Raw genomic sequence first — 23916 nt, 5'->3', positions numbered from 1 at the left:
ATTATGCCGAGTAACTACCCTGGATTTAAATATGGCGCTGATCGTGAAACCTACAGTGCTGCTAAGGTCAAAGCCCTGGAGTCGTTGTTGATCGAAAAAGGGATTATTACGGGTAAGACGGTCGATCAAATTCTGGGCTATTTTGACACGGAAATGGGACCGTTTAATGGGGCCAAATTGGTCGCCAAAGCCTGGGTCGACCCGGAATTCAAGCAGCGGCTCTTGGCAGACTGTAATGCCGCCTGCCAAGAACTGGACTTTCCCGCAGGGATGTCTGGAGCGGAAGGGGAGCATATGCGAATTGTCGAGAACACCCCTGAAGTACATAACGTCATTGTTTGTACCTTATGTTCTTGTTATCCCTGGCCCACCCTCGGGTTGCCTCCCTACTGGTTTAAAGATCCGACCTTTCGGGCACGGGTGGTGAGGGAACCTCGTGTCGTCCTCAAAGAGTTCGGCGTCACCTTGGACGATTCTGTAGAAGTGCGAGTCTGGGACAGCAGTGCCCAAATTCGCTGGTGGGTGCTGCCCATGCGTCCAGCGGGAACTGAGGGCCTCAGTGAAGCTCAACTAGCTGATTTACTGACCCCAGAAGCAATGATGGGTGTTGCCACCGTGCAAGTCTAGTGGGAGGATGACGGTCATGTTTACTCAATTTGAGCACTTCGCAGCGACGAGTTTGATGGGGTCTCCGGAAGAAGCGCCTCCACGCCAAGACGGTCACCTGCATTTTGATCGAGATTGGGAGAAAATGGCCTTTGGGGTTGCTATTGCCCTATCAAAGCAAGGCCATTTTGAATGGGAAGCCTTTCGTCAGACCCTGATCGAAACCATCAATGAGTGGGAAACCACCCATTCCCTAGATGACCCAGAATGGGACTATTATCACTGTTGGTTAACCGCCCTAGAAAAAGTGGCTGTTGAGTCAGGGGTCATTGCTGCTGGTGAGCTGGAGGCTCAAATGACCCAACTGCTGGATTGTAAAAGTGAATCCTGTTCCTAATTGAATTTGCATCATCTACCTGAGGAAAGCCAATCGATGACCATTTCCACCCTATCCCGCAGCACTATGCCCAGCCGACGGCTAGGACTTGGCATTACTTTAGGGATTATCACTTTATTAACCTGTTCATCCCCTGCCCTAGCCCATCATCCTTTGGATGGGCGTCTACCTGCCAACGCTTTTGAAGGGTTTATGTCTGGGATGGGACACCCCGTGATTGGGATTGATCACCTGGCCTTTGTGATTGCCGCCGGACTCGTCGCAGCCCTGATGCGCAAAGGAGCGATGGTGCCGATTTTGTTTGTATTGGGGTCCCTGGCAGGAACAGGCATCCATTTACAGGCCCTTGACTTACCGGCTCCTGAAGCCTTTATTTCGACTTCAGTTCTAGCATTTGGCCTGATTTTAGCCCGAGGATCACAAACGAATGTCTGGCTGATATCGCTGTTGGGGGCCGTTTCCGGTATGTTTCATGGCTATGCCTATGGTGAAGCCATCGTTGGCGCTGAGATGACGCCTACCATTTCCTATCTGCTAGGGTTTGTCTCCATCCAGCTAGCAATTAGTTTGGCTGCCTGGGCCATTGGCAGAGCCCTTCAGAAAAAGAATCAGAGCCAAGGTCTGTTGAATCTGCGATTTGCCGGGTTTGTTCTGAGCGGTATGGGTGCTGTATTTCTCAGCTCGGTTGTCCTGGGTTGAGTGAAATTGTAGGCCTTACACTCCAAGCAATTAGCTTGATTTAAATCTGAAGAGCGCCGTGGAATCCCACGGCGCTCTTGTTTTGATGCCGTATATCTGAATTAACGAGAGGTACTCATTTGGGGCATTGAAGAATCTTGGCTAGATAGTCCGACTAGACCTTCACTTAATTCCCAAAGCCGCTGTGCTTTAGCATCATCTAGAGATTCATTAGACATCTCTTGCTCAAAGGAGGGGCGGTCTTTTTTCTGCTTGTTACCCCAGCTCCAGTACACGCCAGACTTACCGAATAGCGGATCAGAAACAACCTGAGCCACTCGGGTCCCAGCTAGTTCTTCCGTCACAAAGCCGCCGGTGATAAAGCGCTGGAACTTCGGAAATAGGAACCTAAACAGAGGGAAATGATTGCGGAATAACCCCGTTGTCGCCACACATCCAGGATAGAGAGCACTGAAGGTAATCCCCGTAGAGTCATGGAAACGACGATGGAGTTCGCGCATGGTCAGCATATTGCAAAGCTTGCTGTCCTTATAGGCTTTACCTGGCTTGAATTTCTTGCCATTAATCATGGAGATAGGTGCTTTGAAGCCTGCTTCCAGACCCCTCATATCGCCTAAATCAGGCGGTGCCGGAATGGGGATTCTACCCCCTAGCTCTTTGGGGTTGGCAGTCACGGTTCCCAGAATAATCAGACGGCGCTGATCAAAAGAAGACCGCATCAGGTCTTCGAGAAAAAGATTACAGAGTAGGAAGTGACCTAAATGATTGGTGCCTACGTTTAACTCATACCCTTCTGCCGTATGTAGCGGCTTCTTGAGCAGGGGCATGTAGATGGCTGCATTACAGACAAGGGCATCTAAGGAGCGACCCATTTCCCGAAAGTCTTTTACAAATCGGTGAATGCTCTCAAGGCAAGCCAGATCAAGATGGATCACTGAGTAACTGTCCCGGGGAATGCCCACAGACTGGGCAGCCGTTTCTGCCTTCAGAAAATTGCGGCAAGCCATAATCACATGCCACTTACCGGTAAGTGCTAAAGCTTTGGCTGCATATAGACCGACGCCCGAAGAAGCTCCGGTAACCACCACGGTTTGTTTTTGATGTTGTTCCATTTTGTGAGGCTTCTTAAGCTTTATTGACTTAAATTTACTAATCTTCAGGTTCACACAAGAATGGGGGGTTCAGGGGATTCCGCAATAAACCTTAAGAAATCTTCGACCAAAAGCTGATAAATGGTTTCAGAAATTTGCTTATTGTTTTCTATTTTATTTATCTAATGCTCTTCTAATTTCAACAATTAAGGGTTCTACTTCCTTTCCGTTTCAAGATTTCATATAACTAGCAGCTCAAAAAATATTCACCATGCAAGGGTTATACTGCAGACGACTTGTGACTTAACATAGTAGCGGAGAGATTTGGCACACTGGGAGTATCCCCCCACCTACTCTCTTACTTGCATGATTAAAATTGATTTCACCGCAGAGGAAATCCAACACCTCAACTACGAACGCTATCATCATCCTCACCCACGGGTGCAGCGACGGATGGAAGTGCTCTACTTGAAAAGTCAGGGTCTTCCCCATGCCCAGATTTGTCAGCTTTGTCAGATTAGTCGTCCGACCTTAGCTAAAACCCTTCGTCAGTATCAACAAGGCGGAATTGAAGGACTGAAGACCCTGGAATACAAAGGTCAACCTAGTTCACTCAATGCTCATAGCGATAGTGTGAGAGCCTACTTTGAGCACCACCCGCCCCGCACCAGTGCAGAAGCCCAAGCAGTCATTGAACAATTGACAGGCATTAAGCGTTCTCCAACCCAGATCAAAGCCTTCCTCAAGCGCATTGGTTGTCGCTATCGAAAAGTGGGGTATGTGCCGGGAAAGTCGAGTCTGCCCGAGAAAATTGAGGAGCAAGAGCAGTTTCGACAAACTCGCCTTGAACCCTTATTAGAGGAAGCTCAACGCCAAGAGCGTCTTGTCTTTTTTGTGGATGCTGCTCATTTTGTTCACCGGGCTTATCTGGGGTTTCTCTGGTGCCTTCGTCGGATCTTCATCCCGTCTCCTTCTGGCCGTCAACGATTCAATGTTCTGGGTGCACTCAACGCTGTCACCAAAGAAGTCACCAGTATCACCAACCACACCTACATCAACTCTCATAGCATGTGTCTGTTGCTAGCCAAGCTGGCACTACTCGACCCAGTCATACCCATCAGCGTCATTTTAGACAATGCCCGATATCAAAAATGCCAGCTGGTGACTGACTTTGCTGAGATCGTCGATATTGAGTTAGTCTATTTGCCCTCCTATTCACCCCATTTGAATTTGATTGAGCGGCTTTGGCGCTTTGTGCGCAAGGAATGTCTCTACTCGAAGTATTATGCCGATTTTCACTCTTTCAAAGGGGCCATTCAACATTGCATTGATCAATGCAATGGAGAGCACAAGGCGAAACTAACAAGCCTTCTATCACTCAAGTTTCAGTCTTTTAAAGAAGTTAATATCTTAGCCGTCTAGAGTATATGTAAGTTGGCCACCCTATTCACTCTTTTATCGGGATGGGAGTAGCCTTCTAAGGTAATTCCTTTTTAAAAAGGGTATTTCTACTGCTTACAGGACCATGGAAAATAACATTGATGTCAGAATGTGCTCTGCTTATGACTTTATATAAAACAGCTTGCTATTTGGCTTTGAGCGATTGGTATTCCTTGGTGTCGTAGAGAAAGTTTGCCAACGTCTTGGCGGAGTTAACAACTAGTACCGCGTGATGTTTCGATGGTTTGTACGATCTCACATGAGCATCGCTCATGCGATTGCGACTTGCGGCAATGCCACTGATGATATTGACCAATCCCGACAACACCTGTTTTAGCGTAGAATCGATATCTTTACGTGATGGTTCCAGATACAGAATCTTTTGCACACGCTTGTAGAGTTTCACCATGTCGCCATCGTATTTCTCTGGCACATCAGAGTCGAGCGTGCTCTCAATATCGAGCATGATTGCTTCAAGCAGCGACCGAGCATTGGTGATCGCCCCATCGTAATCACCTGCAAGAACCTTTTGTTCTGACTTCTCAATCTGCTCATCGATGAACGCATGGGCATCGTTTGTGCTGCTGCCATAGGGGGATGAGAATTGAACTGCAGAACCTTCGACATTACGGATTTTGACTGTGCCACGGTTAATAGTGACTTGGTATCCATCGTATTTAAGCCGCTTGTTGACGAATTCGATTGCTGGTTTGAGTTCTTTTTTTGTGTCCATAAATTCGCGCGGATCAAGGATATGGCAGATTACCGCAGCCAGATTGTCGGTTCCGTTCAGGGCGAGCAGGCATTCCTCCGTATACATCCAGCGTGATGGAAAATCTTGTCCATAGGTGTCGTTGAAGCCGTATTTGTTGAACAAATCAACGAGCTTGGGACCACTACGATACGGTGAGAGTTCTTCGTCACCTGTGACGATCTTGCTGAGAGCCTTAATTGAGTGTTGAGAGAGTTCCATATCCGAATTTCAGTTTGGATGGGTATCTCATCCAAGCAAGGTTAGCTAAGTGCTGTTGACAAATAACTATGATAGCGACTGATAACTACGTTAAAAGGGGAACCATTTGTCAATAACCTGGAAAACAGCTTGTGCTTCAACATGACTGGCTACAGCGGAAAATCCAGGCTGGAACAGTAGTGAGATCGAGCTGACATAGGCGGTTGATGAATATGACGAAATTTTGTGGCTATCAGCGCCATGTCTGTTTGTTGTCGGCTTTTATGGTGGGATTGCTGGTTCAACCCGCCTGGTCTCAGGCTCAGCGCTTGACCCCTATTGCCCAACCCTTCGTGCATCCAGCAGAGAAGAAGATGGACTATGGCCTGCTGGTTCGGGCTATGCGACAGTTCTTAGCCAACGATCGTTACTTGCTCAAATCAGAATTGACCCTTAAGGCCAAAACACCTGGAGCAGATCTGGTCTCAGTGGCCCAAATTCAAACGATTTCTGAAGAGCCTAATCGGTTCAGAACCCAAATTACCTTTATGGAACAGACGGGCGAAGTGGGGAGAGAATATCTTTTAGTCTCAAATGGCCAACAGGTATGGACCCATGATCTTACTAACAATGTCTATGCCATTATTAGTTACCAAAAATTTCAAAATGCCAATGACAACTTCCTCTCTGGCATGTTGTCCAGACTTTTTTCCACCATCCGCAATAGTGCGGGGAAAGACAATATTTCTTTGTTGGTGAATGTCCCTGAAGATAAATTGGTGGAGATTTTGGAAACTAAATTGGCACCGAATCAGGCTGGATTACAGTCCGAGACCCAATATTTAGAGGGGGCTAAATACACCACCTACTCCTATTTGGATCAAGCCAAGGGATATCAGCTGCAAGCCTATATTGATGCCTTGACGTCTGAAATTAAGTATTTGCAAATGGCCAGTCAAGACCACCAAACCTTAAACTTCAACATTCAAGAGAAAGTGATTCATTACACCAATCCCCCTTCGGTCCCAGCCGATGCCTTTCGCTTTGTCCCCCCTACAGGGGCTAAGCTGCAAAAAACACCAATTTCGATCAATCCATTTCTGCAGTGATTATTCATTTTTTTACCTCTACACCAGGGTGGGATATACCCTAGCTTCTGGATGTCTATTAAAATTGCCAAACCAAAATTTTGGGAGATTCTGCGGACTGTGAACACGGTATCCTCTTCAGATCAAACGCGGGTTCAAGAGCTGCGGCAGTTGCTGCAAAAAGCGAGCTATGCCTACTACGGGTTAGATGCGCCCATGATGGAAGATGCCATCTACGACCAGCTCTATCACGAGCTAGTGGATTTGGAGACCCAATATCCTCAACTGATCACGTCTGATAGCCCTACTCAGCGAGTAGGGGAGCGACCTGCTACTCAGTTCTTTTCGGTTCAGCACCGGATTCCCCTCTATAGCCTGGAAAATGCCTTTGATCGGGGAGATATGGAAACCTGGGATGAGCGCTGGCATAAGTTGGTTCCTAACCTGAAGAAAGCGCCAGGGTATGTGACCGAACTCAAAATTGACGGCTCGGCCTTAGCCTTGACCTATGAGAACGGTGTATTGGTGCGAGGTACCACCCGAGGGGATGGTACTGCAGGAGAAGAGATTACCCAGAATGTGAGAACCATCCGCTCGATTCCCCTGCGCTTGAATATTGAACATCCGCCCGAATGGCTAGAGGTGCGGGGGGAAGCCTTTTTAGGATTACAAGTGTTTGACCAAATTAACCGCGATCGCATCCAAGCGGGAGAAGCCGAGTTTGCCAATCCTCGTAATGCCGCTGCAGGTACCCTCCGGCAGCTCGACTCCAAGGTGGTGGCTGAGCGCAAGCTGGATTTTTTCGCCTATACCATTCATATTTCTGGCCCCACGAATGACTTGTCTCTTCCTCAATCTCAATGGCAGGCGTTAGAGACCCTGAAGCAGCTGGGCTTTCGGGTTAATCCCAATCGACGCCAGTGCAAGAGCTTGAAGGACGTTCAGACCTATTATGATGATTGGTCCTTAAAGCGTTTGGATCTCCCCTATTTGACGGATGGGGTGGTGATTAAACTGGATGACCTAGGGGTGCAGGACGAGTTGGGATTTACCCAGAAGTTTCCCCGCTGGGCCATTGCCTGGAAATATCCCCCGGAAGAGGCGGCGACCCGCATCGAGCAGATTACGGTGAATGTGGGACGGACTGGAGCGCTCACCCCCGTAGCGGAATTCAAGCCGGTGCAGTTAGCCGGGACGACGGTATCGAGGGCAACGCTGCATAACCGCGATCGCATCTCGGAACTAGACATCCACATCGGCGATACGGTAGTGGTCCGTAAAGCTGGAGAAATCATTCCTGAAGTCCTGCGGGTTTTGCCTGAGTTGCGTCCTGCCGATGCCCAGCCCTACCAGATGCCCACAGAATGCCCGAGCTGTGGGCAACCTGCCGTTCAGCTGGAAACTGAAGCGGTGACCCGCTGCGTGAATGCTTCTTGTCCGGCTATCTTGCGTGGATCGCTAATTCACTGGGTGAGTCGAGGGGCCTTAGATATTGATGGTTTAGGGGAAAAGATTGTCGGTCAACTGGCCGACTCCCATATGGTCCAATCTGTCGCTGACTTGTATGAGCTAACGGAAGATAAGCTGATGAGCTTAGACCGAATGGGAACCAAGCTGGCGCGGAAGATCGTGGGTGCGATCGCAACTTCAAAACAACAGCCTTGGCATCGGGTTCTTTACGGATTGGGGATTCGACATGTAGGGAGTGTGAATGCTCAACTGTTAACGGAAAACTACAGCACCGTTGAAGCCTTAATGGCCGTAGACGGGGACGCAATTGCCACCATCCACGGCATTGGCCCTGAAATTGCTCAATCTGTCTATGAATGGTTTCAAACCCCCACTAACCAAACCCTCATTCAACGGTTGCAAGTAGCAGGGCTGCAAACTGCAGCCATAGTCTCTGAACCTACTCGTCCTCAAACCCTATCTGGGCAGACTTTTGTGGTGACAGGGACGTTGCCTACCTTGAAGCGAGATCAGGCCAAGCAACTGATCCAAGATGCAGGGGGGAAAGTGACGGGATCCGTGAGTAAAAATACATCCTATGTGGTCGTAGGTGCAGATGCAGGCTCTAAACTCACCAAAGCACAATCTTTGGGCATCCAGCAGCTCTCTGAAGCAGATTTACTTGAACTTTTACAAACTGCTTGAACTCTACTGGCCGCTGGAAGCCAGTTTCAACCCCTAAGCCTTGGCTTTATCCACTGCTGCTTGTAAAAAGACTTGAATTTTACCCACTTCGAATTGCTCTGACCACCGTAAGAGCTGTTGGCAAAAATAGTGGCATTGGGGATCCGTGGACTGAATCACTAATAATTCATCCATAATCTCAAACACACTGCCTCTGCTTGCCATGTCTAACAGCCGCTCTAAGTTTTCCGGAGATGGATAGGTCTTTGGGGCCTGTGCGTTGTTCGGTAGATCTGATAGAGGTGAAGACTGTTGTTCTTGGTATTGCTGCAATAGCGCTGCTATTTCCTCAACCTTAGACCCTTTAGCCAGAGATGAGATCTGCTCAACAAATGGTTCGTAGGCAGCATTAACGTGAAGCAACGAGTCGAGTTGCTGTTGTAGATCTTGGATCAAACCTTGCTGGGCCAACATTTGCAAAGATGCCAATATTGGGGAGGAGGGGAGCAGTAATGCCGTTGGCAGCGGTTCGATTTGCTGAGTTTCTAATGTTGTTTCGTACACCCACTCCAGTTGCAGCTGCTCGGCAATCGCCTCTAGTAAATCTTGCTCTTGAATAGGTTTAACTAAAAAAGCATTACTCCCTACAGCCAGAGCCATTTGCTGATTGGATGGGTCAACCGATGCAGATGAAGCAATGACTTTTATTGGTGTCAGATCTGGATCATGACGAACCTGTTTCAAAAATTCAAAACCATCCATCATGGGCATATATAAGTCAGTAATCACCAGATCAGTCTGCTGCTTGCGTATATGGTCTAACCCGTCCTGACCCTGCTCGGCCTCACAAAGATTGAAACCCAGCGGTTGTAGTAGATTGACGATGACTTCCCGATTCTCCTGGAGATCGTCAATGACCAAGATCTGCTGCCGTTTTCCTTGGTAACCCATAATGTTCTGGTGGCTGAGATGGGGTTGAAGCCGTCCCCTATCTCCAGTGAGAGAGAGCAGCAAACTAAAGGAAAACTCACTCCCTTTGCCTGGTTGACTAGCAACCTGAATTTCTCCCCCCATCAGTTGCATAATCTGTTGACTAATCGCTAATCCTAGCCCTGTTCCTTCCCCTTGCTTTTGTAGAATTCCGACCTGTTCAAAAGCTTCAAATAGTTTGGCTAGATCGGCAGAGTCAATGCCCACCCCCGTATCAATAACTTGGAATAGGAGTGACGCCTGAGTCTCAGTGATGTTGAGGACATCGACGCGTAGGGTAACACTGCCTTGGTGGGTAAATTTAACCGCGTTGCCCAATAAATTGATCAACACTTGCCGCAGACATTTTTCATCGACAAGCACCACTTCGGGTAGCTGAGGACTCGGTACGTAGCTAAACCCTAGGCCCTTTTGCTGAGCCTTGACTTTACACATTTCGACTACACTGGCCAGCAAGGTAGGTAAGTGAGTGTTGGTAGGGCTCAGTTTAAGTTTGCCAACCTCAATTTTAGAAAGATCGAGAATGTCATTGATCAGGGTGAGGAGATGGGAACCACATTGATGAACGACCTGGACACCATGACGTTCCTTGTCCGTCAAGGTGGTGGAGCGATTCAGGATTTGAGCATAGCCCAGGATACCGTTGAGGGGAGTGCGGAGTTCATGGCTCATACTGGCAAGAAATTTACTTTTGGCTTGGCTGGCATTATCTGCTCGTTCTTTAGCCATCTGCAGGGCTTGAGTGCGTTCTTTAACTTTTTGTTCCAGGGTTTGGGAGTACTCTGCTAGCTGTTGATTGGCCTGCTTTAAATCATCTTCTGCCTGCCGCCGTTGGGTGACATCTACGGCCATGGAAATGACGATTTGACGGCCATCAGGTAAGACCTCTAAAGCCGCAGAACTGAATTGCCAAAGGCAATTTTGTCTATCTCGGGTGTGAATAAAGAACTCGCCTTGCTCCCAGTTTTTAGGGTGGATTTCTTCCCCAAATGCTTTGAGTGTCCAGTCGGCTGTTGTCCGAATATCTGCTTGAGTGTAGCCTGTTAATGCTGTCCAGGTGGCATTGACTTGGAGGACTTCACCATCTTCCGCATGGATCATGATGGGGAAGGGGGCATCTTCAAAGGCACGGCGAAATCGTTGTTCGCTGAACTGCAGGTTCTCTGCTGCCGTTTTGCGATCGCTCATATCTCGACAGATACAAATCAGCTTGCCATCATCTAGCAAAAATAAACTGATTTCTTCGGCAAATGAACTGCCATCTTTGCGAGTTGCGGTGGCTTCTCCTGACCATTGCCCTGTCTCTGCCAAGATTGAGAAGGCGATGGTCTGTAGACGTTGTATCTCTGCTGAAGAATAGAGTGTTTCCCAGCTTTGCCCCATCAACTCATCTACTTCGTAGCCAAACAGAGAGACATGGACTTCATTTAAATAGATATATTTATCGTCTTCTAATATCGCCATGCCATCAATGGCAGCTTCGATGATGGAGGATCTGAGGGTGGCCGCTTCATAAAGTCTGGCATTCTCTAGGGAGATGGCAGCTTGGGAACAGAGGAAGTTGAGTACAGTGATGCGATCGCACGTAAAGACCCCCGACGCCAATTGATTCTGTAAGTACACCAGACCCTTCAAATGCCCTTGATGCAGAATCGGTAAACATAGAATACTCCGAGGTTGATGGGTTTCAAGATAGTGATCGATGATCGGCAAATCCGTCTCTAACTCATCGATGAGCAGGGCTTCTTGAGTATTTTTAACAAACTGAATCAGCTGCAGGGGGAGATCGGGATGATCAGCCAGAGGGACTGAAGACAGTTGGATTATTTCAGGCTTGGCAGTGGCCCTGACATGCCAAGTTTGATCGGCTTCAGGGAGCAGAAGAACCAACCGATCTGCACCCGAATTTTGCAGCATCATCGGAGCGAGCTTTTCCAGCAATTCATCTAGGTGCAAGCTTTCTGACAGAGCTTGAGCACCTTTAAGAATTGCAGCAAAATCAAACGCCACATTGAGGCTAGCCTGGGTTGAGTAGGCTGAAGTAGAAGAATGAATGGATAGGTTGGGGGCGCCAAGTCTAGCAAGGGTGTCTAGGGGGGTGGGAGAGCGAGGCGTTTGCTGCAAGATGGGTTGAATTAACTCGGGATAGCGTTTCTCAAGATCATCCGTTTTCGCTTTAGCGCCCCAGCGGGTATAACAGCTATAAGCTGCTTGCATATAAGCTGCGGCAGATTTATCTTTGCCCCAGATCAGATAGAACTGGGCCGCAAGCTCATTGCCCAGGGCTTCTTCTTGGGTGTAACCATTTTTCCTCGCACCCGCAATCGCGAGATCGTAAGCGTCAATCGCCTCCAGCCTTTGATCTAACACCCGATGTTTTTCAGCTTTAATTAAATCGACCTGATGCTGAAAATTCATCGGAGCCTGGCGTGAAAACCGCTCCAGATTTTCTATGTCGTTGTCAACCTGAGACAAGCGAGTGATGCGTTCTTCAGTCGTATCTTGATCGAGAATTGCTAAATAACAGAGTGCCCGAAAAAAGTGCAAGTATGAAAGTTGAATTTCTCCTGTTAATCCGTCATAAGAATTATTTGCTATCTCTGCATATTTCACGCCCAAATCAGGGTTGTAAAATAGGTAGCTGATTACTAATTTATTGATATACAGTGATGCAATAAAAACATCTAAATTATTATCTCGCCAATCTTGTAAATGTTTAGATTCTTGAAAAAATATCACCCTCAATTTCCCAGGGTTTATCCCTAGAGTTGATCAGATTTAAGACTGTTTGGTGGAATAATTGGCTACCCAATAGTATTCCTTCTTGTCGACAATTTTCTAGGACTTTGCTACTGGCATGACTCTCTTGGTCGACGGTGGCTAAATCAGCACCAGACAAGAATAGAAACTGAATATAGTGGTGGATGCCATAAGCTGTATATTCAAGGTCTCCAGCTTCAATACCAATCTTAAACCCTTGTTTTAACTGAGGGATGCAGTTTTTGAGGGGTTCCTGCCAAGGAGTAACATAGGCATAAATCAGATTCCTGACCCTCATCTCAAATTGTTTGGCAGGAAAAGCCTCCATTACCGCCAGAGAGACGTCACCTGCAAAACAACCTGATTTAAATTCTTGAAAACCGCACAATAACATGCCAAACAAAGCATAGATTGAAGCTGAAGCAGAGCTATTGCCATGCTGTAATAAGAGCGAAATTTGTTTGCAGATAATGACTGGTAAAAGCTCAGGTTTAGACTTGTATGCATATCCCACCATTAGGGTGAGCAAATCCTGAGTTCTCAAAAGCTGAGGATCATTTATTTGGGGTAAAGCAACGAATTCATCAATCGTTCTAGATTGAAATTCAGATAGAGTTTGATGCAGAATTTCCTGGATAGTATCCTTGCTAATGTCTACCGAAATATCAATACCAAGGGATTGCAAGATAGTGAGAGACAACTCTAGACCTGCCGACATCTTTCCCTGAGCTTGCTTGCTTGCAATTTGGGCAATGTAAATAGGCAGTGCATCTGCAATAGTGGAGATATGTTCTAAGGTACTGGAGCTAATCGTCTCAACCGCTTCAAAATTGCCCCTTAGATATTGCACATCCACCCACTCTGAATGCAGAGAAAGGGTCAGGCTGTACTGTGTCTGCCACCCTTGATGACTCAGGAGTTGAATCCCACTCTCTAAATACGAGGCAGCTTCTGTATAGGCCATCGAGGCTTTTGCTTTTTGACCCGCTTCTAGGTTGAGCTGGGCTAGCTTTTGGCGCTGGGATGGGTCATCAATTAAGTGAATGCCTTGATTGAGACTATTAACAATCGTGAAAATGCTGATGCTGCTATCTAAGCTGGTACTGCTCGGCAGCAAGAGCTGACCAATTTTGAGGTGAGCGGCTTTCTTGTCTGTCTCAGGGATGAGAGCGTAAGCAGCTTGTTGAACTCGGTCATGCAAAAAACGATACCCAATCTTCCTCTCATTTTGAGACATCTCTGAGCAGGCATTTCCTTGGAAAAACTTATAGTTTTCTGTTTCTGGAATCACTAATCCGGTCTGAAGCGCAGGCCATAAATCTGTCGCGATCTGGGCTTGACTCTCCTCACAAACGATGGCCAAGGTGCCTAGCTCAAACTGATTGCCAATACAAGCTGCTATTTTCAATACCGCCTGAGTGGCCTCTGATAGAGTCTGCAATCGACCTACCATAAATACGATCACATCATCCGTGAGAGCGGCCTGCTGCACTTGAGTCAAATCACAGTGCCAATATCCAGCTTCAGCATCAAAAGTGATGTGGTTATCCCTATGGAGTCCTTGCAAAAATTGGGTCGTAAAAAAAGGATTTCCTTGGGTCTTTAGATACACCAACTCAGACAAGGGCAAAGCAATATCAGAGGCACACAGCAGCGTATCAGCGACCAATTGGTTGGTGTCGGTTGGGCTTAGGGGGGCTAGGGTGACGGTGTGGAGCGAAGCATCTTGCTGCTGCAAATCAGCCAATGTCAGCATCAGGGGATGGGCGGGAAAAACCTCATTGTTTCGGTAAGCGCCCAGAACTAGCAGATGGTCTGTGTCTGAGCGACTCATCAACAGATGCAGCAGGTTCAAGGAAGCCGAATCTGCCCACTGTAAGTCATCCAAGAATATGACTAGGGGATGATCTATTGTGGAGAATATCTGGATGAATTGGCCCAACAGCAGATTAAACCGATTTTGAGCAGCTGTCCCTGAGAGTTTAGGGACAGCTGGCTGCTCACCAATGATACGGTCTAGCTCAGGAATGACTTCAATCAGAACTTGCCCACTTTCGCCTACAGCCGCTAAGATTTTGGCTCGCCAATGTCTTAAGTCAGCATCTGATGCCCCGAGCAGTTGACCTATCAAACGACGAAAGGCTTGGACAAAGGCAGAAAAGGGAATATTTCGATTGAATTGGTCAAACTTGCCTTTGATGAAATAGCCCTGTCTCTGGGTGATAGGTTTGTGAACTTCATTGACGACTGCCGTTTTACCAATCCCAGAGAAACCTGATACCAACATCAGTTCTGAACTGCCCTGAGCGACTCGGTCAAAGGCCTCTAGTAAGGCTTTGACTTCTGCCTCACGACCATAGAGTTTTTCGGGTATCAAGATGCGATCGCACACATCCTTTTTACCCAACTCAAACGGTTCAATCCCTCCCTGCTCCGTTAATTGAGTCAGACAATGCTTTAAGTCATGCTTCAACCCCAACGCACTCTGGTAGCGATCTTCTGCATTTTTAGCCAGTAGCTTAGTCACGATATTCGCAACAGCTTCTGGTACCCCAAACTCCGTTAGAGAAGGCGGCACTTGGGCAATATGACAATGTAGCCATGCCATCGGCTTATCCACTTGGAACGGCAATTGCCCTGCAAACAACTCGAATAGCGTGATGCCCAAGCCATAGAAGTCACTTCTAAAATCAATCCCTCGGTTCATTCGCCCCGTTTGTTCTGGGGCCATATAGGCTAAGGTGCCTTCTAGGGTATTGGGGTTTTTGATCTCTTGGGTCTCTTTGGGTAAGAGGGAAGCAATCCCAAAGTCAATGAGTTTAACCTGCAGCGTTTGGGGATGAATCAGAATATTGGCAGGCTTGATATCCTTGTGAAGGACACGCTGTTGACCAAGGTAATGCAGCACTTCTGCCAGTTGTAGAGCAATATTTAAGCCATCTGTGAGAGAGACAGAAGACTGCAAGAACTCAGACAGAGGAATCCCCTGCATATCTTCCATCACTAAAGCATAGGTATGGCTGCAAGGTTCTAGACTAAAAAGCTGGATAATTCCAGGATGGTCAAGATGGTGGCCAATGGTGAATTGATTCCGAAAAGCCAGATAATCGGAATACTGTAGGGCTACATGAGGCGAAGACGTTTTAATAATGATAGGGGTGCGATCCTCAATCCGCAGGGCACGGTAGATCAGCGTGTTTGGCCCTTTATGCAGAATCTCAAAGGGTTCGTATCCTTGGAGAATTATATGATGAGGTAAGCGAACAGATGAATGCTCCATATTCCCTGTAATAGCCCTTACTATTGAGAATGCCCAGAAAAGCAGAAGTTGCATAATCTAGTAATGAACTGCTTTCCGGCACTCTCCCCAAAATCCATTGCCTCATAGTTTGAATGAAGGAACGTGAATCGGGGAAAAAGATGTGCGGTCATCGCCACTACCTTGGATGCAAAATCTCAGGAAAGGGGCCGCTAAGAGGCTCATCTGCAAATCTCAAAAACTCATAAGCTGCAATAGATTTAAGGTGCAATGGGATCATGTCAGCACATCATCCTGGGTCCGATGGGTTTAGATAATCTTCAAGCAGAACCTCTATCTCTTCAATCTTGAACTGTTTGGATAGAACCATTAGAGGTTGGGCAAAGGCTGCATACTCTAGGTTGGATGCCACTAATTGAGCGAGCTGCTCGCGGAAATCTTTGATGATGCCGCTAGCAGCGAATTCAAGCAAAACTTCCAGTTCCGCTGCTGTGGGAATCTTTATTTGGGCAGTATTGTCTGCAGGTGTCGAGGGATGCCCCTCTGCCGGTGTTTCATAAATCCACTCCAGCTGTAGTTGTTCTGCAAGGGTGTTATAGAGTTCCTGAGCATCGATGGGTTTTGGCAAAAAAGCATTACAGCCTGCATTAAAGGCTCTCTTTTGTACCTTTTGGGTAATCGTTGCCGATGAAACAATCACCTGAGTCCCTTGAATATCTTCAGACTGACGAACCGCCGCCAAAAAGTCATACCCATCCATCACAGGCATGACGAGATCCGTAATCACTAGATCGGGTTTTACCTGTTTCAGAATGTCCAGTCCGGCCTGTCCCTGTTCTGCTTCAAGTACCGCCAGGCCCACAGACTCTAACAAAGTGGATAGAACAACCCGATTTTCCCACCGATCATCAATGATCAAAACCTGACGTCGTTGACCTCTGTAATCGACAATAATAGGGTCCCTTTGCTGCTGAGCCTCCATGGGCTCTCCTAAGGGAAGATTGACCGTAAAGAAAAACTCACTGCCTTGTTCAGGTTGACTGGCGACTTGAATTTCGCTGCCCATCAGTTGGACAATGCGCTGACTAATGGCGAGTCCCAAGCCCGTCCCTTCCGCTTGTTTATGTTGATTGCCCACCTGTTCGAAGGACTGGAAGAGTTTTGCCACATCTTGGTGAGCGATGCCTATCCCTGTATCGACAACCCGAAAATCTAAGGCAATACGTTGATCCGAAAGGGGGGAGACCTCGACCGAAAAAGTAACTGAGCCATGATCCGTAAATTTAACAGCATTCCCTAATAGATTGAGCAGGACTTGCTGTAGGCGCTTGTCATCTACTTCAACCTGCTGAGGGAGCTGGGCGCTGGGCTGATAGGTAAAGACAATCTCCTTTTGTTCTGCTTTAACTCTGCACATTTCCACAACATTCTGTAGCAATGAGGGCAGATTGACAGCTTTAGGAGCCAGCTTCAGCTTGAGGGCTTCAATCTTAGAAATGTCGAGAACATCATTAATCAGGTTCAGGAGGTGGGAACCACACTGATAAATGGTGTCAACTCCCTCTCGTCCTTTACCCGATAGGGATTCTGAGCGGCGCAGGATTTGGGCATAGCCCAGGATGCCGTTGAGGGGCGTGCGTAATTCATGGCTCATATTGGCCAGGAAAAGGCTTTTGGCTTCGTTTGCAGCATCGGCTTTTTCTTTGGCTTCAGCCATTGCTGACAGCAACTCTGCTTGTTTGAGGGCAACGCCTAAATGGCTACTCACCTGTTCAAATAGCCTGACTTCACCGGGCTGCCACTCTCGCGGTTGGGAATGATTGTAAGCAGCCAGTAACCCCCACAACTTATTGCCAACATAAATCGGTACGACGAGGTAAGCTCTGATGTTAAATCGTTCCAGAACCTCAAGATGACAGAGTGAAAGTCCTTTCTCGTAAATATCCTCAACCTGATAAGTGGCGTTAAAAATGCAGAGATTTCCCTCGTCATTCACTAAGAAGGAATCATTCCATTCAGCTTGACGAGAACTGAACACTAGCGGTTCTAGAGTCTCTTGTTTGGATTCAAAGATAAACTTGCCGCCCCAATCCGCGTCAAATTTATAGACCGTGACCCGTTCACAATCCAGAATGGGTCTGACTGCCTGGGTTGTTGTGGCAAAAATATCCTTGAGGTTTAAGCTGCGGCGAATATCTTTCGTGATGCGGTTAAGGGCCTGTTCATACTCATTGGCTTTTTCGACCTGTTCTTTGGTGATCTGTAGAGCAATAGTGCGTTCTTTAACTTTCTGTTTTAGGGTTTGAGAATAGTCTGCCAATTGTTGATTGGCTTGCTCCAGATCTTTTTCGGCTTTTTGCCGTTGAGTAACGTCAACCGCCATGGAAATGACAAGGCGGCGATCATCGGGTAGTGTCCCTAAGGGAGCAGAACTAAACTGCCAGAAGCAGTAGTCGCCATCTTTTTTTCGAATAACAAACTCACCTTCATCCCAACGAGTGGTTCGACTATATTTCAACGCCATTACTTCAAGGATGTGAGGGGCATCTGTGCCATAGGCACGCTGAGCCCAGTCCCTTGTGGTAGGAATATCGGCATGGGTGTAGCCCGTTAATTCGGTCCAGGTGGAACTAATCTGTAAAACCTCTCCGTCTTCGGCATGGATCATAATCGGGAAAGGGGCATCTTCGATGGCCCGTCGGAACCGTTGTTCGCTGGCTCGAAGGTTAGTTTCTGCCGCTTTGCGATCGCGAATATCTCGCATGATCGTTGAAAAGTTTTCTACAGTGCCATCTGCTGCTTTATGGGCAATAATCACTTGTGAAACAGGGATCTCATTCCCATTGCCATCTAGGAGTGCTAACTCTCCTGTCCAACTTCCTGCTTGGATGGCGGTGGGTAAAGCCTCCTCGACAATAATTTGCCTGACCCAATCGGGATGACAATCTGCAATTGAACGATGATCTTTCTGCTGTTCTAGATCTGAACGGAGCGCTCTAAGCTGCCTGTTGTGCCAGAGGATTTCTCCTGTTGCACTGGCTATCCCAATGTAGTCAGGGGTTGCTTCTAAAACAGCAGTCAGTCGGGATTGATCCTGCTCTAGTCGTTTGCGATCGCTAATATCTCGGCAAATACAAATCACTGTGTTGTCTTTGAATGTAGACAAACTCACCTCTTGGGGAAAATAACTCCCATCTTTCCGGCGAGCTGTTGCTTCCCCAAGCCAGCGTCCCTCGCTAGCCAGTTGAGGGAAGATATGTTGATTCAATCGCTCAGCTTCTTCAGGGGCATAAAGTATTTCCCAACTTGCCCCTATTAGCTCATGGGGCTCGTAACCTAGCAGGGATAGATGACTGTCGTTGAGATAAATATATTTTCCATCCTGGAGAATCGCGATACCCGCGTCCGATGCCTCTATGGCAGAAGATTTGAGGGCAAGTGACTTGTAGAGCTGGGTTTGCTCCAGTTCGAGCTGTTTGCGAACGCTAATATCACGACAAATGCAAATGAGTTTGCCATCTTCCAGGAGGAACACACTCATCTCTTCGGCAAAAGAACTGCCATCTTTGCGAGTTGCAGTTGCCTCCCCTAACCATTGCCCTGTCTTGGCTAAGGAGGAGAAGATTATTTTGCGCAAACGTTGCACCTCTACCGGAGCATAAAGCTTCTCCCAGCTTTGCCCCATTAACTCTTCCACTTCATATCCGAACAGAGAGATATGGGCTGCATTCAAATAAATAAATTTGTCGTCTTCTAATATGGCCATGCCATCGATGGCGGATTCGATGATGGAGGATTTGAGGGTAGCGGATTCAAAAAGTCTGGCGTTTTCTAGAGAAATTGCGGCTTGAGAACAGAGGAAGTTAAGGACGGTGATGCGATCGCACGTAAATACGCCAACCGCCGATTGATTTTCTAGATACAGTAGACCATTCAGATTCCCTTGATACAGGAGGGGAAGACAGATGACGCTACGAGGTTGATGTTGCTGGAGGTACTGATCGACGATGGGATGGTCTGCTTCTAAGCCATCAATACACAGAACTTCTTGGGTATGTTTGACATATTGAATCAGTTGAATCGGGAAGTTGGCAGGGTCGTTCAGAGGGATTGAACCGAGTTGCATCGTCTCGGGCGTGGCAGTGACTCTGATTTGCCAAGCGCCGTCCTCTTCTGGCAGCAGAAGCTGTAATCGATCTGCACCAGAAGTCTGGAGCAATATCCGTGCCAGTTTCTCCAGTAGCTCGTCCAGATGCAGGCTAGTGGATAGCACTTGGCCAGCTTTCAAAATCGCAGCGAAATCAAGGGTTTGATTGACGCCCTGGGTGGACGGTTGAGACGTACTGGTGGACGAATGAATGGATAGATTCAGCGGCGCAATACGGTTTAAGGTGTCTAAGGACGTTGACCCTTGGGTGGACTGCTGAAGGACGGATTGGAACAGGTGGGGATAACATCGTTCCAAGTCAGCCGTTTTAGCTTTGGCCCCCCAGCGGGCATAGCAGTAGTAGGCTGTTTGCAGATAGCCAACAGCGGCTTGTTCTTTTCCCCAATTTAGGTAAAACTTGGCGGCTAGCTCATTGGCGAGGGCTTCTTCCTGGACATACTGATTTTTTTTCGCCCCTTGAATGGCGTGGTCATAAGCTTCTATTGCTTCTAGCTTTTGACCCAAGCGAGCATGATACTCTGCATCAATTAAGTCCAGTTTATGTTGGAAGTTTTCAGGGCAGAATTGTGCCCAATGGTCTAACTTGGCGCGATTTTCGTGAATGACCTCTAAATTCGAGCTGGGGTCTGACCGTTCTAAGGTGGCTGAACCACCATCGAAAACAGACTCAGATAACCTTGCCAAGGAATCGTAAAAGTAAAAGACCGGTACGGTTGCCTGAGCCGTCACCCCAGATAAATAGTCCACTGCCTGTTGGGCATGTTCTATGGCTTGCTCCGGTTGATTAAACCAATAGCACAGCATCAGTTTGTGAAGATGGAAGCAGAACAGTCCCAACAGATTATTGGAGGCTTGATATTGCGACAGCATCACCGTTTCATCAAAGGCCTCTCCCTTTAACGCCCAGGGATTTTCTCCATCCCCCATTAAATTCAGGGCAACTTGACGTAATAGCTCATTGTTCTGAAGATGGACCGCCTGTTTAATCTGACAAATATGCTCGCTATAGAGCCGTGCTTGCTGCTCAAATTCCCTTAGTTCTTGACCGACTAGATACGCAGATTGACTTTCATAGTAATGACTCAAGGCCGCCGCTTCTAAGCTCCCCGATTCCAGGCCATCGATGTAGGCTTGCTGTAGCAGCAGAATGACCGTATTCAGGTGCTGTTGCCAAGGCAACGTTAACGCCCCCACCATCAAGAGGACGCGGGTATTAATTTCTCGATTGCCGAACTGGTCTGAAAGGGTTAGTGCTAATTGGCCAAAGGCATAGCCAGTCTCAATATCATTAACTTTGCCGCATAGCACTAAGCTATAGCGCGCGTAGGCTCCTGCGGAGATAGGTGCATTGCCATGCAAGATGGACAGTTTGACTTGAGCCAGGACAATCAGAGGAAAGAGTTGAGGTTGAGCTAGGTAAACACTGACCGCGATGCTATTGAGGATTCGCAGGGCAGCGAGGGACTTCGGATCAGTCATGACTGGTAAATCCACCAGAGACTGAATTTTGGCTTGAGGGACTAGCTCAGCCGTAGCGTCGAGGGCCCGTTGAATCTCTTGGACATCGGGCTCGCGAGGAATATCGATATCTAATTGATGAAGAACCTGCCGACCTAATTCAATCGCCTCTAAAAACTGTTTTTGGGCCACCGTTGCCAGAATATTGATTTCATAGGCTTTCGTTTGATCCAGCCCCTGAGTATGCTGCAATATCAGTCCAGTCCAATGGGTGACTTGGGCAAAATCGCCATTGAGGTAGGCGGTTTCGGCAGACAAGTTGTGGATGGCTAGCGTCTGAGCATAATCCGTTTGCCAACTCTCTGGATGGAGGAACTGAACCGCTATTGCCGCATAGTGCTGAGCCATATCGTAGGCGATCGCCCCCTTGGCTTTTTCTCCTGCCCTGAGGTTGAGCTGGCAGAGTTGCTGCTGTTCGGTCGGATCGGTGAGGACAGCAATGCCGACATTCCAATGATTGACGATATCAAACAGTCGCTCTTCGATTTCTATGGGGGATAGCTGTTTCAGCAACGACCGCCCAATATCGACATGGGTGGTCTGCTTTTGCGCGTCTGGAATCAAGGCGTAGGCGGCTTGCTGGACCCGATCGTGCAGAAAACGGTAGGAGGTTGTGATGGCTGCTGTATCGGTGAGATCTCGATTCTCCCCTTGGAAAAACTTGTATATTGCACTTTCGGGAATGACTAGGCCTGCTTGTAGAGCTGACCATAGATCTGAGGCGACGGTTTGGGGGGTGCGATCGCAAACCAAAGACAAGGTTGCCAAGTCAAACAGGTTACCGATACAGGCTGCCAGTTTTAAAACATCTTGGGTCAGGAGGGGGAGCTTTTGTAATCGCTCTTCCATAAACGCCACGACGTCATCGGTGAGAGCCAGTTGCTGGACCTGAGCCAAATCACACTGCCAATAGCCCAGATCATGGTTAAACGTAAGATGACCATCACTCTGCAATCCCTGTAGAAATTGGGTCATAAAAAAGGGATTGCCCTGGGTTTTTTGGAACACCAACTTAGAGAAGGGAGCAGCGACCTCCGGTTCACACAGTAGGGTGTCGGCGACCAGTTGATTGACATGGGCAGACTCAAGAGGAGCCAAGGTGATGGTGTGTAGCGAGGCATCTTGTTTCTCTAGCTCAGCCAACGTCAGCATCAGCATATGAGCGGGGAACACCTCGTTATCTCGGTAAGCGCCCAGTACCAGCAGGTGGCCTGCCTGGGCGTCAACCATCAGTAACTTGAGAAGGCTCAATGAAGCGGAATCTACCCACTGCAAGTCATCCACAAAAATGACTAAGGGATGCTCTGGCGTAGTAAACACCTGGACGAATTGACTAAACAACCGATTGAATCGATTCTGGGCCGAGAGACCTGATAATTCTGGGACAGTGGGCTGCTCACCAATAATATGCTCTAGTTCAGGAATCACCTCCAGCAACACTTGGCCGCTGTCCCCCACCGCTTCCAGGATCTTGGCTTTCCAGCGGTCTAAGCGGGAGTCGGATTCACCCAATAGCTGCCCCATTAGGCCACGAAAGGCCTGTATAAAGGCTGAGAACGGGATGTTGCGATTGAATTGATCAAACTTTCCCTGGATGAAATAGCCCTTTTTCTGGGTGATGGGCTTATGGACTTCATGGACCACTGCCGTTTTGCCAATGCCAGAAAATCCAGCCACAAGCACTAGTTCTGAACAACCGTGTGCCACCCGTTCAAAGGCATTGAGCAAAGTCTGGACTTCTATTTCACGACCATAGAGTTGTTCGGGTATCAAGAAGCGATCGCAAACATCTCGCAACCCCAATTCAAAGATTTCAAAACTAGTTTGTTCGTTACTCAGCTCCAAACACCGCTGTAGATCATGCTTCAGACCTAGGGCACTTTGATAACGATCTTCCGCATTCTTGGCCATCAACTTTAGCACCAGTCGGGAAACTGGAATGGGGATTTGGGGATTCACCTTATGGGGCGGTTGTGGCAGCTTCGCCAGATGACAATGAACTAGTTCCATCCAGTCGTCAGTAGAAAAAGGTAACCTACCGGTCAGTAACTGATAGAGCGTCACCCCCAACCCATAAAAATCGGTTCGGTAGTCAATTCCTCGGTTCATGCGTCCAGTTTGTTCGGGAGCCAAGTAGGCCAGGGTTCCTTCTAAATCTCCTGGACTCTGGAGGACCTGTCGTTCCTTCGGCAATAACGACGCAATACTGAAATCGATCAGCCAAACTTCCATCGAATGAGGATGCATCAGGACATTGGCCGGTTTAATATCCTTATGGATAATGCGCGATTGGCTGAGATGGTGGAGAATATCGGCCAACTGGAGAGCCAGTTCCAGAACCTGAGGCCAGCCCAGGGGCTGATGGTGGCAGTAGTCGTGAAGAGAGAGGGCATGATGATCTGCCATCACCAGGACATAGCTGCTGTTCCAGGGCACTAGGCAAAGGGGGGTGACAACCCCTGGGATATCAAGGTTTTGTGTCAGGGTAAACTGATTGCGAAATTTAACCAGTTCCCGCAAGTTGGGATGCCGAGACCGTAAGACCTTGAGAATGACCGATTGCTTCCGGGCGACAGAAAAAGCCCGATAGACAGCAGAGTGATGCCCTTCATAGATCTGTTCCGAGAGGGTATAACCCGGAATGGAAGGTAAGGGCACATCAATGATAGGTGTCATATTCTGCTAAGCCTTAGTCTCAGCAACAAATGATGAATCGTGTGGGCTGGTAAAGGGGAATGAGCACCAGAACATTAGTTCAGATCTGAACTCCCTGATCTGACTTAACTATTCAAGCGAGTAAATATGACGATAAAAT

The 23916-nt window shown here is 47.9% G+C and carries 11 protein-coding genes; 6 read left to right on the top strand and 5 right to left on the bottom strand.

The genetic code is table 11. The features are described 5' to 3' along the window. The first annotated feature begins 3 nt into the window (after positions 1–3). The 3 genes from nthA to HRE53_RS04565 are packed head-to-tail and all read left to right on the top strand — an operon-like array spanning position 4 to position 1702. Positions 4–627 (top strand): nitrile hydratase subunit alpha, encoded by a 624-nt coding sequence (gene nthA, locus HRE53_RS04575; RefSeq protein ID WP_235109238.1) that lies wholly within the window; start codon positions 4–6, stop codon positions 625–627. Positions 628–643: 16 nt separating this feature from the next. Further along, a complete protein-coding gene (locus HRE53_RS04570; RefSeq protein ID WP_235109236.1) occupies positions 644–1003 on the top strand; it encodes a nitrile hydratase accessory protein in 360 nt (119 codons plus the stop codon). A gap of 36 nt (positions 1004–1039) precedes the next feature. Further along, positions 1040–1702, top strand: coding sequence for a HupE/UreJ family protein (locus tag HRE53_RS04565; protein WP_235109235.1), 663 nt, complete (start codon positions 1040–1042; stop codon positions 1700–1702). A gap of 101 nt (positions 1703–1803) precedes the next feature. Here HRE53_RS04565 and HRE53_RS04560 read toward each other — a convergent pair whose 3' ends face one another. Next, positions 1804–2814, bottom strand: coding sequence for a protochlorophyllide reductase (locus HRE53_RS04560; protein ID WP_235109234.1), 1011 nt, complete (start codon positions 2812–2814; stop codon positions 1804–1806). Between the two features lie 303 nt (positions 2815–3117). On the opposite strand from HRE53_RS04560, the gene HRE53_RS04555 reads away from it, so the two are divergent. Then, positions 3118–4215, top strand: a complete 1098-nt coding sequence (locus HRE53_RS04555) for an IS630 family transposase (protein ID WP_235107541.1) — start codon at positions 3118–3120, stop codon at positions 4213–4215. Positions 4216–4378: 163 nt separating this feature from the next. Here the strand turns inward: HRE53_RS04555 and HRE53_RS04550 are convergent, their stop codons facing one another. Continuing rightward, on the bottom strand, positions 4379–5206 hold the full coding sequence (locus HRE53_RS04550) for an abortive infection family protein (protein WP_235109233.1): 828 nt from the start codon (positions 5204–5206) through the stop codon (positions 4379–4381). Between the two features lie 212 nt (positions 5207–5418). On the opposite strand from HRE53_RS04550, the gene HRE53_RS04545 reads away from it, so the two are divergent. Both HRE53_RS04545 and ligA read left to right on the top strand, forming a co-directional pair. Continuing rightward, the gene (locus HRE53_RS04545; RefSeq protein WP_235109232.1) at positions 5419–6294 is read left to right on the top strand and encodes a hypothetical protein; all 876 of its coding nucleotides are present in this window, start codon (positions 5419–5421) and stop codon (positions 6292–6294) included. Positions 6295–6393: 99 nt separating this feature from the next. After that, positions 6394–8427 carry an NAD-dependent DNA ligase LigA gene (gene ligA, locus HRE53_RS04540; protein WP_235109231.1) on the top strand — a complete coding sequence of 678 codons (2034 nt, stop codon included), beginning with the start codon at positions 6394–6396 and terminating at the stop codon, positions 8425–8427. Between the two features lie 33 nt (positions 8428–8460). Here the strand turns inward: ligA and HRE53_RS04535 are convergent, their stop codons facing one another. From HRE53_RS04535 to HRE53_RS04525, 3 genes are all read right to left on the bottom strand, one after another. Then, complete coding sequence (locus HRE53_RS04535) at positions 8461–12135, bottom strand: ATP-binding protein (RefSeq protein ID WP_235109230.1); 3675 nt, start codon at positions 12133–12135, stop codon at positions 8461–8463. Continuing rightward, positions 12113–15436, bottom strand: a complete 3324-nt coding sequence (locus HRE53_RS04530; protein ID WP_235109229.1) for an AAA family ATPase — start codon at positions 15434–15436, stop codon at positions 12113–12115. Before HRE53_RS04530 ends, HRE53_RS04535 begins: the two co-directional genes overlap by 23 nt. A 268-nt stretch (positions 15437–15704) precedes the next feature. After that, positions 15705–23777, bottom strand: a complete 8073-nt coding sequence (locus HRE53_RS04525; RefSeq protein ID WP_235109228.1) for a PAS domain S-box protein — start codon at positions 23775–23777, stop codon at positions 15705–15707. Positions 23778–23916: the final 139 nt, after the last annotated feature.

The organism is Acaryochloris sp. 'Moss Beach', from assembly GCF_021497025.1.
GTDB lineage: Bacteria > Cyanobacteriota > Cyanobacteriia > Thermosynechococcales > Thermosynechococcaceae > Acaryochloris > Acaryochloris marina_A.
Note: the sequence above shows the minus strand (reverse complement) of the source record. Positions and strands in the feature narration are given on the sequence as shown.

Bases quoted from the DNA above. Each gene is read 5' to 3' on its own strand.
- HRE53_RS04525 (WP_235109228.1), bottom strand. From the start codon at position 23,777: ATGACACCTATCATTGATGTGCCCTTACCTTCCATTCCGGGTTATACC.
- HRE53_RS04545 (WP_235109232.1), top strand. From the start codon at position 5,419: ATGACGAAATTTTGTGGCTATCAGCGCCATGTCTGTTTGTTGTCGGCT.
- HRE53_RS04570 (WP_235109236.1), top strand. From the start codon at position 644: ATGTTTACTCAATTTGAGCACTTCGCAGCGACGAGTTTGATGGGGTCT.
- HRE53_RS04530 (WP_235109229.1), bottom strand. From the start codon at position 15,436: ATGGAGCATTCATCTGTTCGCTTACCTCATCATATAATTCTCCAAGGA.
- HRE53_RS04565 (WP_235109235.1), top strand. From the start codon at position 1,040: ATGACCATTTCCACCCTATCCCGCAGCACTATGCCCAGCCGACGGCTA.
- HRE53_RS04560 (WP_235109234.1), bottom strand. From the start codon at position 2,814: ATGGAACAACATCAAAAACAAACCGTGGTGGTTACCGGAGCTTCTTCG.
- nthA (WP_235109238.1), top strand. From the start codon at position 4: ATGCCGAGTAACTACCCTGGATTTAAATATGGCGCTGATCGTGAAACC.
- HRE53_RS04550 (WP_235109233.1), bottom strand. From the start codon at position 5,206: ATGGAACTCTCTCAACACTCAATTAAGGCTCTCAGCAAGATCGTCACA.